Here is an 11,449-nt window from a genome sequence, read left to right on the forward strand (position 1 = left end):
CCGTGGAAGTGCCGGCGGGCCGCCCTGCCGAGGATCTCCAGCAGCAGGGTGGACTTGCCCGACCCGGACGGCCCGGTGACGGTGACCGGACGGCCGAGCGGGATCCGTACGGTGAGGTCCTTGAGGTTGTGCGCCCGTGCCCCGCGGATCACCAGCGCCCGGTCGGCGTTCCCCCGCCCCTTCGAGCCCGGCGCCGACAGCCGGCCCGACAGATACGCAGCGGTGGTTGAGTCGGCGCCCCCCGGCCCGGGCCACCTCCTGCGCCTGCGCCGCGAGGGCAGCAGCGAGGCCCTGGCGGCGGCGCTCACGACGCGCGGGGAACAGCTGACGGCCCGCACCCGGGCCATGCTGTCCGGCGCGGGCCGCCTGGACGACTACCTGGGGTGCGGCGGAGAGTGAGAGCCATGGATCCGCTGGACGAGACGACCGCCCGTACCTGGCTCGCCACCGCCGTCGCCGAGGCGCGTGCCGGGCTCGGCGAAGGGGGTATCCCGATCGGCGCCGCCCTCTACGACCCCGAGGGGGCCCTCCTCGGGCGCGGGCGCAACCGGCGGGTGCAGGACGGCGACCCGTCCATGCACGCGGAGACGGCGGCCTTCCGCGCGGCGGGGCGGCAGCGGTCGTATCGGGGTACGACCATGGTGACCACGCTGTCGCCGTGCTGGTACTGCTCAGGGCTGGTACGGCAGTTCGGGATCTCGCGGGTGGTGATCGGGGAGGCGGTCACCTTCTGCGGCGGGCACGACTGGCTGGCGGAGCACGGTGTGCGGATCGTGCTCCTGGACGACCCCGAGTGCATCGGGATGATGCGCGACTTCATCAAGGACCATCCGGCACTGTGGAACGAGGACATCGGTGACATCGACGACATCGGCGGCATCCGCGAGTAGGCCACGCGAGCCACGCATCCCCACGATCGACCTCCGGCCCTGGCTCGACGGCGACGCCGAGGCGCGCGGCGCGATCGCCCGCACCGTCGACGAGGCCCTCCAGACCGCCGGCTTCCTCCTGCTCACCGGGCACGGCGTGGACCCGGCCCTGCGCGCCCGGATCCGGGAGGTGGCCCGCGTCTTCTTCACCCTCCCGCCGGACGTCAAGCAGCCCTACGCCGTGAAGGTCGGCGGCCGCGGCTGGCTCGGCCCCGGGGCGGAGGCCAACGGCTACTCGGAGGGCACCGAGACCCCGCCGGACCTGAAGGAGTCGCTGAGCTTCGCGACGCACGAGCCCTTCGACGACCCGGCGACCAACGCCGAGTGGTGCGCGCCGAACGTGTGGCCCGCCGAGGTGCCCGAACTGCGGGCGCTGGTGGAGGAGTACCTGGCGCGGATGGCCGAGCTGGAGAAGGAGCTGCTGTCCCTGCTCGGGGAGGCCCTGGGCCTGGAACCGGACTTCTTCTCACGGCACATGGACCATCCGACGTACGGCTTCAACATCAACTGGTACCCGGGTACCGAGGTCGTCGGGCAACCGGAACCCGGCCAGTTCCGCATCGGGCCGCACACCGACTTCGGGACGGTGACGATCCTCGACCGGCAGGCGGGCAAGGGCGGACTGCAGGTCTACACGGACCCGGCGGACGGAGGTGTCGGATGGGAGGACGCGCCGTACGATCCGGACGCCTTCACCGTCAACATCGGGGACCTGATGGCCCGTTGGACCGGTGACCGATGGCGGTCGGGCCGGCACCGCGTGCTGCCGCCGCCCGCCGACGCGCCGGCCGAGGAGCTGATGTCCCTCGTCTACTTCGGTGAGTGCACGCCGGGGACGCGGGTCGAGTCCGTACCGGCGCCCGTCGGCCGGGTGGCGTACGAGCCGGTCGACTCGCACGTGTACCTGCGGGAGAAGCTGGACTCGATCACCGTGGACTGATCAGCCTGACCGATCGCGTCTCACCGTGGCCGATCACGTCCGACTGATCGTCGCGAACCGTTTCTGAGCAAGGGTTGCCTCGTTGGGCGGGATACCACCCTTTCGGGTGTGTCCCCCGCCGCGATTGGAGCCGCCCGTGCGAATCACTGACATCCAGCGCTGCGAGGTCCGGCCCGGACGTCTCGTCGAATGGACGCTCAGCCCGGCGACCGTCGCGACGGCGACGGGCCTGCCCGAGGACACGCGGCCACCGGCGTACATCCAGGAGTCCCACATCAGGACCGCCCGGTCCGTGCGTGAGGACGGCCTGTTCGTGCCGACCTGGCTCGGTACCGCCTTCGACATCCCGGGCCGGGCCGACCTGGACGCGCTTCAGGAGGCGCTGCGCGGCTGGACACTGCGGCACGAGACGCTGCGCAGCGGCTTCCGCTGGTGCGGGGAGTCCGGCGACGAGATGCGCCGGTTCACACTGGACGCCGACGCCGTGTCCCTGCGGCGGACGGACGTCGGCGACTTCACCGATCCGGCCGAGCTGGTCGGGTACCTCCAGGACCGCTTCGACGCCACGGCGGACGCGTTGCGCTGGCCCAACCTGATCTACGCGGCCGTCCTCCGGGACGACTCCACCAGCGTGTACATGGCCTTCGACCACAGCAATGTCGACGGCCACTCCATCCACCGCATCCCCGGCGAGATCCACGAGCTCTACGCGGCGCGCGTCGCGGGCCGGGCGATGGACCTCGGGCCGGTCAGCAGCTACGTCGACTTCTGCGAGATCGAGCGGACGGACGCCGACCGGATCGACGACAGCCACGACATCGTCGCCCGCTGGCGGGAGTTCGTCGGCCGCTGCGACGGCAGGCTGCCGAACTTCCCCGTCGACCTCGGCCTGGACCCCGAAGCCGGGCTGCCCACCCAGAAGCTCCTGCGCGAGGAGCTCGCGGACCGGGACACCGCCGCCGCCTTCGAGGCGTACTGCCGCCCCTACGGCGGCGGCGCGGTCGGCATCCTGGCCGCCACCGCCCTGATCGTCCACGAGATCGGCGGCGAACCCGTCTACCGCACCGTCGTGCCCTTCCACACCCGGGTGAAGTCCCGCTGGTCGGACTCCGTGGGCTGGTACGTGGGCGGCGCCCCCGTCGAGATCCCCATGGCCGAGGCCCGCGACCTGCCCAGCGCCCTGCGGACGGTACGCGCCGCGCTGCACGCCAACCGGCACATGGCCCGCATGCCGCTGGCCCGGGTGCTGCGGCTGCTCGGCGACGACTTCCGCCCCACCTCCCCCGACCTGTACTCGATCGTCTCCTACGTCGACGCCCGCGGCGTCCCCGGATCCGGGCGCTGGGCCGAGCAGAAGGCGTACGGGCTGATCCGGGTGTCGTACGGCGACCAGGTGTGCGCCTGGATCACCCGGCTCCACGAGGGCCTGTGGTTCGCGAGCCGCCACCCGGACACCGATGTCGCGGGCAAGAACATGCGGCTGTACATGGAACGGTTGCGGGACGTCGTCGCCTCGACGGTCCTGCCTCCGCCGCCGGCTTCGTGATCCACGACCGGTTCCGTCAGCCGGCCGGACATCACGCGCGGCGCGGACCCCGCCGGTCTCGCCCGACGCCTGGCCGGATCATGTTTCCGCTTCCCACAGGGCGATCAGTCGCTCGAAGCGTGCCCGCCAGCGCTGCTCCGACTCCTCCCCGCCCTGGAACTCGTGGGTGAAGCGCAGGGCGCTGCCCTCGTCGCCGTCGCGCTCCAGATGGAACCTGAGCCGGCCGCCGCCCTCCAGGGTGTACTCGGCGATCCGCTCCACGTCCCATGCGGTGACCCGCCCGGCGCCGATGTCACGCAGCGTGACCGCACCGCCGAGGCGGGGCTCCAGGACGTCGGCCGGTGTGAACCACGCCGCGAGCCCGTCCCGGGTGGCCAGGGCCGGCCAGACCGTCTCCATGGGCCGGGGAAGCCGCACGAGGAAGTGCAGGATGTGCGTGTTCCCGTGGGCCTGGCTGGTGCCCTGTTCGATGGAACCGCTCATAGCACCAGCCTGACTCCGCCGGGGACGATTCGCACCCCTTACGGCCGCTGACCTGCCTTGTCGACGACCGTGCGCTCCAGGACCGCGACGCGCCCGGTGATGTCGCCCTTCTTGTACCCCCCGGGCTGGTCCTCGACGGCCACTTCGCGTTCGCCCAGGAACTCCTTGGTCTCCTTGTCGAAGATCAGCTCCGTACGCTCCCCGTCGTCGACCCGGGCCACGGCCACACCGTGCCGGCCGGCCGCGTCCACGGCGTCGTCGATGACGAACACGCCGGAGATCCTCGCGGCGGCCCGGTAGAGGGCCGCGGCCTGCGCGGGCGGCATCAGGGACTCGCGGGCCAGGTCGCCGACCAGGACGAAGTTGGCCTCGTCCTTGCTGCTGCTGCCCTCGCTGACACTGTTCAGCCAGTCGTACATCCTGTCCGGGTCGGTCGGCAGCGTCTGGAGGTTGCGGTAGTTGGTGCGGGACCGGTCGTCCGGGCTCGGTGCGTCCAGTGGCTGGTCGTCCCAGCCGGCGTCGGCATCGCGCAGCAGGCCCTTGCGGGTGCCGTCCACCGAGAGCCACACCTCGCGCTGGTGGATCGGTTCGAGCCGCGGCGGCTTGCCCTCCTCGTACACGCTCCAGCCGACCTTGCTCTTGATGTACACGTACTGGTCGTCGCGGATGTCCTTCGGCACCTCGCCGTGCTCGGCCGCGAGCGCGATGTCCTCCAGCAGGGCCGCGGCCTTGTTGGTGGCGGGCGGCGCGGGCCGGTCGCCGGACGGCACGGCGAGGGTGACGGCGACGGCGGTGACCGCGGCGACGGCTCCCGCGATCAGCATGGTGCGCACAAAGCGCCGGCGGACGGGGACGTCGGACGGTTCCTGCCGGATCTCGGTCATCAGATGCTCCTTGAGGAGTCGGTGACGGCCCGGCGGAAGGTCGCGTTCGGGAAGCTGGTTCATCGGTTTCCCTCCCTGATGGGCCGGACCGCGCTGGTGCGGTCGTCACCTCTCATCTGTCCGTCCCTTTGCGGGAGTTCCATGTGTTTCGCGAGTTTTGTACGCGCACGCGAAAGCCGCGATCTGACGGTCCCCACGGGCACGCCGAGCGCCTCAGCCGCGGCCTGGTAGTCCAGCCCCGACCACACGCACAGGGCCAGCACCTCACGATCGGCCCGCCGCAGCCTGCTCAACGCGATGCGTACGCGGGCCAGTTGCGCGGCGTCGTCGACGCGGCCGGCGACCTCGTCGGCGAAGTCGCGCACCGCCTCGTCGCGCGGCAGCCGGGCGATGGCGGCGGCGTGCCGCCGGGTCGCCCGGCGCAGGTTGCGTGTGACGTTGGTGGCGATGCCGAGCAGCCACGGGCGAGGCGAACCGCCCTCCTCGTCGAGCCGCTCACGCAGCCGCCAGGCCTCCAGGAAGGTCAGCGAGACGACCTCCTCGGCGGTCGACCAGTCGCCCGTGAGCCGGAAGGCATGGTTGTAGACGGAGCGTGCGCAGGCGTCGAAGAGCTCACCGAAAGCGTTGTGGTCCCCCGCGCGGATGCGGCTCCGCAGATTCGTCTCCACGCCTCTCCACCTGTCCGTACGGCGAAGGCCGGTTCCCGTGACTCAGGTCACAGGGAACCGGCCTTCGCCGCAAGGCCTCACACCCCGGCGTACGAGTGCTTGCCGGAGACGAAGATGTTGACGCCGTAGTAGTTGAACAGCCAGCAGCCGAAGGCGATGAGGGCCAGGTAGGCGGCCTTGCGGCCCTTCCAGCCGGCCGTGGCACGGGCGTGCAGGTAGCAGGCGTAGGCGACCCAGGTGATGAAGGACCAGGTCTCCTTGGGGTCCCAGCCCCAGTAGCGGCCCCAGGCGTCGCCCGCCCAGATCGCGCCCGCGATGATCGTGAACGTCCACAGCGGGAAGACGGCGGCGTTGACGCGGTACGAGAACTTGTCCAGGGAGGCAGAGGCGGGCAGCCGGTCCAGGACGGAGTTCGCGAAGCGGCCCGGCGTACCGCCGTTGGCCAGCTTGGTCTCGTAACTGTCCTTGAAGAGGTAGAGCAGCGTGGAGACGGCACCCACGTAGAAGACCGCGCCGCAGAAGATCGCCGTGGAGACGTGGATGTACAGCCAGTACGAGTGAAGGGCGGGAACCAACTGGTCGCTGGCGGTGTACAAGACAGTGACGGCGAGGCCGAGATCGAGGAGGACCGTGGTGATCAGGAACAGCCCGAGCCAGCGCACGTTCTTCTTCAGCGCGAGCAGCGAGAGGTACACGCCGACGGCGACGGTGGAGAAGGTGATGTTGAACTCGTACATGTTGCCCCACGGCGCCCGCTGCACCGACAGGGCCCGCGTGAGCACACCGCCGAACTCGATCAGAAAGGCGAGGACGGTGAGGGAGATGGCGATACGCCCGTAGAGGTCGCCCTGCTCGTCCCCGCCGTGCGCCCCGGGCCCGTCCGGCACGTCCCGCTGCCCGGCCGTGGCCCGCACGACGACCTTCGGCCGCTCCAGTACGGCCGTGGAGCCGCCCTTCTTCACGGTGACGGCCGGCGCTGCGGCCTTGGCCTTCGCCGGGGTGAGCGCGGCGGCCGTGCGGCCGACCTTGCTGCGGCTGCCGAGGAGCCACTCGGCGATGTACGCGAAGAAGGCCAGCGTGTAGACGGCCATCGACGAGTAGATCAGCGTGTTGCTGATGTTCGCGAGGTTTTCGTTGGTGGCGGCGGCCAGCTCGGTCGCGGCGGCGAGGGTCACCTCAGCACTCCTTCGGGTGAATATCCCGGCGACTTGCGGTCGGGCGGTGAGGTCTGCAGGAAGCTTGCAGTCGTGTTACCGGGCTGGTTTCAACCCGGCTGGCGTTGATCGTGGAAGACCTGGAGGACCGCTGGTCCGCCGGGCGGCGTGAGCCAGGAATCTCCCTGGATCCGCGAGGGAGAGGATTCAATTGGTCCCAGCCCCTTCCGTAGTTGCGGTGTCGGGGTCGGATCCATCGTCCGGCTCCGTCTCCGTGCCGTCGGGTGCCCCGGGCGCCTGCTCGTACAGGATCCCGGCGAGGTCGCCGAGCTCTTCGGGCACTTTGGCGGACTCACTGCGGCCGAGCCCGGCCATCTCGACGACCGTCACACCGTCGTCGCCCTTGACCGCCCGCACCCAGACGCGGCGGCGCTGGATGAACAGGGAGGCGGCGAGACCGAAGATCGCGGCGACGGCACCGGCGAGCGCCCAGCCACTGCCCGGCTGCTGCGTGATCTGGAAGTTCGCCCACTCCTTGGTGCCCTCGTAGGTGACCGTGCCGGCACCGTTCGGGAGCTTCATGGTCTCGCCGGGCTTCAGGTTCTCCCGAAGCTGCTCGCCCTTGGAGTCCTTGAATTCCTTCATGTGCGACTTGTCGAGCTGGTACACGCTCTGCGGGATGCCCGAGTTGACGCCGAGCTCTCCGTAGTACGGCGTCAGGTTCAGCACCGGGTTCAGCAGCGCCGGGAAGGTCGAGGCCGTCTCGCTGCCCTGGGTGTAGGTCGGCAGGAAGAAGGCCGAGATGCCGAGTTGCTCGGTGACACCCTTGGCGTTCTTGTAGCCGTCGTAGACCTTGATGACACCGGTGGAGGTGACATTGGCGTCGAGCGGCAGCAACGGGACGGCGTCACGGAACACCACGTTGCCCTTGCCGTCCCGGACAGTGATGACGGGGGCGTAACCGTGAGCCGTCAGATAGACCTTCGAGTCGCCGATCTCCAGTGGGTGGTTGACCTCGACGACCGTCTTCTTGTCCTTGCCGTAGGCACCCTCGGAGTAGGTGAGGGCGGCCTGGTAGGTGCGCGGCGTGCCCTTGTTGGGGCCGGAGACCTCGTAGGTGCCGGCGAAGTCGTTCAGGCGGAAGCTGTACGGCGTCAGGTCGTCGGCGGTGAAGAGGTTGCCGGACTTGAAGTCGTCGTAGGCGATCAGCGTGTTCGAGAAACCGTTGCCCTCGACGAGGAGCTTGTTGCCCTCGGACTTGAAGAGCTGCCCCCACGCGAAGGCGACCAGCATCACGATGAGGGCGATGTGGAAGGCGAGGTTGCCGACCTCGCGCAGATAGCCCTTCTCGGCGGCGACGGCGTCACCCGCGATGTGGGCGCGGAAACGGCGCTTCTTCAGCAGCGCCAGCGCGGCCTCGCGCACCTGCTCCGGCTCGGCTTCCGTACGCCACGTGGTGTGGGCGGGCAGCCGGTTCAGCCGCTTGGGCGCGCCCGGCGGACGGCCGCGCAGCTGGCCCACGAACTGCCAGGTGCGGGGCACGATGCAGCCGATGAGGGAGATGAACAGCAGGATGTAGATCGCGGAGAACCACACCGAGCTGTAGACCTCGAAGAGGCCGAGCTTGTCGTAGATCGGCGAAAGGCTGGGGTGGTTCTTCCGGAAATCGGCGACCTTGGTGAGGTCCTGGCCGGTCTGCGGGATCAGCGAACCGGGGATGGCCGCGAGCGCCAGCAGCAGAAGGAGCAGGAGAGCCACCCGCATCGAGGTCAGCTGGCGCCAGAACCAGCGGGCCCAGCCGATCACCCCCAGGGCGGGCACGTTGGGCGGAGCCTCCACGGGCGCCGTGGACAGCTGGGAGCCCGCGGCACCGAGGTCCTGGTCGTCGGGAGCGGCGGCCGGGGTCTCCCCGGATACCGCGCCGACTGTGCTCTTGCTCATGGATCAGATCCCCACGGTGAATCCGGCGGACCAGGACTGCATGTCCTGGACGAGGCTGTCCCAGACACCGGTCAGCAGCAGCAGACCGGTGACGATCATCATCGTCCCGCCGATCCGCATCACCCAGACGTAGTGGCGCTTGATCCAGCCGAAGGCGCCGAGCGCTTTGCGGAAGGCGACCGCGGCGAGCACGAACGGCACACCGAGGCCGAGGCAGTAGGCGACGGTCAGTATGGCACCGCGGCCGGCGCTCGACTGCTGCGAGGACAGGGCGAGCACGGAGGCGAGGGTCGGGCCGATGCAGGGTGTCCAGCCGATACCGAACAGGGCGCCGAGGAGGGGCGCGCCGATCAGCCCGGTCACGGGCCGCTTGTGGAAGCGGAACTCCCGCTGGGTCATCCAGGGCATCAGCCCCATGAAGAACACGCCCATGACGATCATGAGCACACCGAGCACCTTGGACAGAACGCCCTGCTGCTCCTGGAGCGTCGACCCGAAGTAGCCGAACAAGGCCCCGCTGGAGACGAACACGGCGGTGAACCCGGCCACGAACAGCGAGGCGCCCGCGACCATCCGGCCGCGCCGGGCCTCGGCCAGGTCGGTACCGGTGACTCCGGTGACGTAGGACAGGTAGCCAGGGACCAGCGGAAGAACGCACGGAGAGAAGAAGGAGACAAGTCCGCCGAGCAGCGCGATCGGCAGGGCGACCAGCAGGGCGCCGTTGAGTACCGTGCCGTTGTAGCCCTCCGCGGCGAGGGTGGTGACCGCGCTCACGTCACTTCTCCGCGAGGACCGGGTCGATCATGGAGCGCAGCTTCTCCTCGCTGAGCGCGGCCAGGGAGCGGGCCGCGATCTTCCCCTCACGGTCGACGACGAGCGTGGAGGGAATCGCCTGCGGGTTGAGCGTGCCCTTCTCGAAGCGGAGCATCAGCTTGCTGCTCGGGTCGTACAGGCTGGGGTAGGTGACGCCGAACTGCTTCTCGAAGGCGACGGCGCTCTGGATTTGGGGGTCGGCGACGTTGATGCCTACGAACTGCACGCCCTTCGACTCGAGATCCGTGGAGACCTTCTGGAAGTTGGGGGCCTCCGCGCGGCAGGGCGCACACCAGGATCCCCACACGTTCAGGACCACGACCTTGCCCTTGAAGGAGGAGAGCGCGAGCTGCTTGCCGTCGATGGTCCGGCCGGAGAGGTCGGGGGCCGCGTCGCGCTCGCCCTTCGCGACGGTGGAGATGCCGTCCTTGCCCATGATGAACTTGGTGTCGCCGCCTCCGCCGGAGACGCCTCCGGAGCCGCACGCGGAGACGAGCAGCGCCGCGACGGCCGCACCGGCGGTCGTCAGGGCGGCGCGGCGCGAGCGAATCCAGGCGGTAGGGCGCAGGGGGGCGCGGCTGGCGGCACTCATGTGAAAAGTTTCGCATGTCCGTTCCGGGGATCTTGCGCACCCCCCTCCCGGGCGTAAACCCGCATTTCAGGCGGCGTTTTGGGCGCCTGTGGAGGAGCCGGCGGAAGTGCCGCTGGAGGAGCCGGTGGAGGAGCCGGTGGAACCGCCCTTCAGGAAGGCGTTCCAGCCACCGGCCGGCGCCTGCCCGACCTCCAGAGTGCGCAGCTTGTCCAGAACATCCGACTTCTGTACGTCCATCCAGTCCACGAACTGACGGAAGGAGACGAGCCGGATGTCGGCACCCTTCTCCCTCTCCCGCGCGATGTGCTTGAGGGCTTCCTCGACGGCGTCCATGTATATGCCGCCGTTCCACTGCTCGAAGTGGTTGCCGACGAAGAAGGGGGCGCGGTTTGTCTCGTATGCCCGCTTGAATCCCTGGATGTACGCCTGCGCCGACTGCTCGCGCCAGGCCGGGTAGTTGTGGCTGGGCGCGTTCGTCGAGTTGATCGACTGGTTGGCGAGCATGTTGTAGTCCATGGACAGGACCTCGAACGAGCGTCCGGGGAAAGGTATCTGCTGCAACGGCAGATCCCACAGCCCCTGCTTCTTCGTCGGCCACACCTGACGCCCGCCCGGCGACGAGGCGTCGTAGCGCCAGCCGAGCTCGCGGGCGGTGGGCAGCAGGTTGTCCTGGCCGAGGAGGCAGGGCGTACGGCCGCCGACGAGCTCCTTGTCGTAGTCGAACGGCAGGGAGGGCAGGTCGGTCCAGCCGGTGTTGGTCCGCCACTCCTTGACGAAGCCCTTGGCCTGCTCGATCTCGCTGCGCCACTGCTTCGGCGTCCAGTGGGCGACCGAGCCGGAGCCTTCCCCGCAGAAGTGCCCGTTGAAGTGGGTGCCTATCTCGTGCCCCTCGAGCCAGGCGCGGCGCACGCCCTTGAGCGTCTCCTTGATGTGGCCGTCGGTGAGGTAGCCGATGTCGGAGGCGCCGCGCGCGTTGTTCGGCGGGTCGTAGAGCCGCTTCTTCGACTCGGGGAGCAGATAGAGCCCCGAGAGGAAGAAGGTCATGCGGGCGTCGTGCTCCTTGGCGAGGTCGAGGAAGCGCGGGAAGAGGCCGTTGCCGACCTCGCCGGCGCCGTCCCAGGAGAAGACGACGAACTGCGGCGGCTCCTGGCCGGGCTCCAGCGGCTCGGGCTTGCCGGGCTGGTGGGGCTGCTTGCCGGTGTGGGAGGTGGAGCCGTCGCCTATGGGACGGGCGCGGTTCGTCTGCGTTCCGGGATCGTTGCCCTCGCCGCCCGAGGAACCTCCGCCCTGGTTCGACCCGTCTGACGCGGTGAGGACACCGCATCCGGAGAGTCCGACGGCGGCGGCCGCTCCGGCACCGAGTCCGATAACTCCCCTTCGGCTGAAGTTGCGCATTACTGCCCCGTCCGTCGTACTTGCTCTGGTGGTCACCCAGTCAGAGGGCACGACGAACGGGGAGGTTCCTCCTGATCACGGAGGATCGGCAACAAATGTCACAA

General features: G+C 69.6%; 12 protein-coding genes. 4 read left to right on the forward strand and 8 right to left on the reverse strand.

The genetic code is table 11. The features are described 5' to 3' along the window. Positions 1-222 precede the first annotated feature (222 nt). From ACIBAG_RS40240 to ACIBAG_RS40255, 4 genes are all read left to right on the forward strand, one after another. A complete protein-coding gene (locus ACIBAG_RS40240) occupies positions 223-399 on the forward strand; it encodes a hypothetical protein (protein ID WP_399112410.1) in 177 nt (58 codons plus the stop codon). A 5-nt stretch (positions 400-404) separates the two neighbouring features. Then, complete coding sequence (locus ACIBAG_RS40245; RefSeq protein ID WP_399112411.1) at positions 405-890, forward strand: nucleoside deaminase; 486 nt, start codon at positions 405-407, stop codon at positions 888-890. Then, positions 856-1,869 (forward strand): isopenicillin N synthase family dioxygenase, encoded by a 1,014-nt coding sequence (locus ACIBAG_RS40250; RefSeq protein WP_399112412.1) that lies wholly within the window; start codon positions 856-858, stop codon positions 1,867-1,869. Before ACIBAG_RS40245 ends, ACIBAG_RS40250 begins: the two co-directional genes overlap by 35 nt. A 136-nt stretch (positions 1,870-2,005) precedes the next feature. Then, the gene (locus ACIBAG_RS40255) at positions 2,006-3,415 is read left to right on the forward strand and encodes a condensation domain-containing protein (protein WP_399112414.1); all 1,410 of its coding nucleotides are present in this window, start codon (positions 2,006-2,008) and stop codon (positions 3,413-3,415) included. 78 nt (positions 3,416-3,493) lie between these two features. On the opposite strand, the gene ACIBAG_RS40260 is transcribed toward ACIBAG_RS40255, so the two are convergent. The 8 genes from ACIBAG_RS40260 to ACIBAG_RS40295 form a co-directional block, all read right to left on the reverse strand. Continuing rightward, a complete protein-coding gene (locus ACIBAG_RS40260) occupies positions 3,494-3,898 on the reverse strand; it encodes an SRPBCC domain-containing protein (RefSeq protein ID WP_399112416.1) in 405 nt (134 codons plus the stop codon). Positions 3,899-3,936: 38 nt separating this feature from the next. Then, on the reverse strand, positions 3,937-4,845 hold the full coding sequence (locus ACIBAG_RS40265) for a CU044_5270 family protein (protein WP_399112418.1): 909 nt from the start codon (positions 4,843-4,845) through the stop codon (positions 3,937-3,939). Further along, complete coding sequence (locus ACIBAG_RS40270) at positions 4,842-5,450, reverse strand: RNA polymerase sigma factor (RefSeq protein WP_399112420.1); 609 nt, start codon at positions 5,448-5,450, stop codon at positions 4,842-4,844. The genes ACIBAG_RS40265 and ACIBAG_RS40270 overlap by 4 nt, the downstream gene beginning before the upstream one ends. Before the next feature lie 77 nt (positions 5,451-5,527). After that, positions 5,528-6,625, reverse strand: coding sequence for a c-type cytochrome biogenesis protein CcsB (gene ccsB / locus ACIBAG_RS40275; RefSeq protein WP_399112421.1), 1,098 nt, complete (start codon positions 6,623-6,625; stop codon positions 5,528-5,530). A 186-nt stretch (positions 6,626-6,811) separates the two neighbouring features. Beyond that, positions 6,812-8,545, reverse strand: a complete 1,734-nt coding sequence (locus ACIBAG_RS40280) for a cytochrome c biogenesis protein ResB (protein WP_399112423.1) — start codon at positions 8,543-8,545, stop codon at positions 6,812-6,814. A gap of 3 nt (positions 8,546-8,548) precedes the next feature. Further along, positions 8,549-9,319 carry a cytochrome c biogenesis CcdA family protein gene (locus ACIBAG_RS40285; RefSeq protein WP_399112425.1) on the reverse strand — a complete coding sequence of 257 codons (771 nt, stop codon included), beginning with the start codon at positions 9,317-9,319 and terminating at the stop codon, positions 8,549-8,551. A gap of 1 nt (position 9,320) precedes the next feature. Beyond that, on the reverse strand, positions 9,321-9,950 hold the full coding sequence (locus ACIBAG_RS40290; RefSeq protein WP_399112426.1) for a TlpA family protein disulfide reductase: 630 nt from the start codon (positions 9,948-9,950) through the stop codon (positions 9,321-9,323). A 66-nt stretch (positions 9,951-10,016) separates the two neighbouring features. Continuing rightward, positions 10,017-11,345, reverse strand: a complete 1,329-nt coding sequence (locus ACIBAG_RS40295) for a hypothetical protein (RefSeq protein ID WP_399112522.1) — start codon at positions 11,343-11,345, stop codon at positions 10,017-10,019. Between the last annotated feature and the right edge of the window lie 104 nt (positions 11,346-11,449).

This window comes from Streptomyces sp. NPDC051243 (assembly GCF_044455405.1).
Taxonomy (GTDB): domain Bacteria; phylum Actinomycetota; class Actinomycetes; order Streptomycetales; family Streptomycetaceae; genus Streptomyces.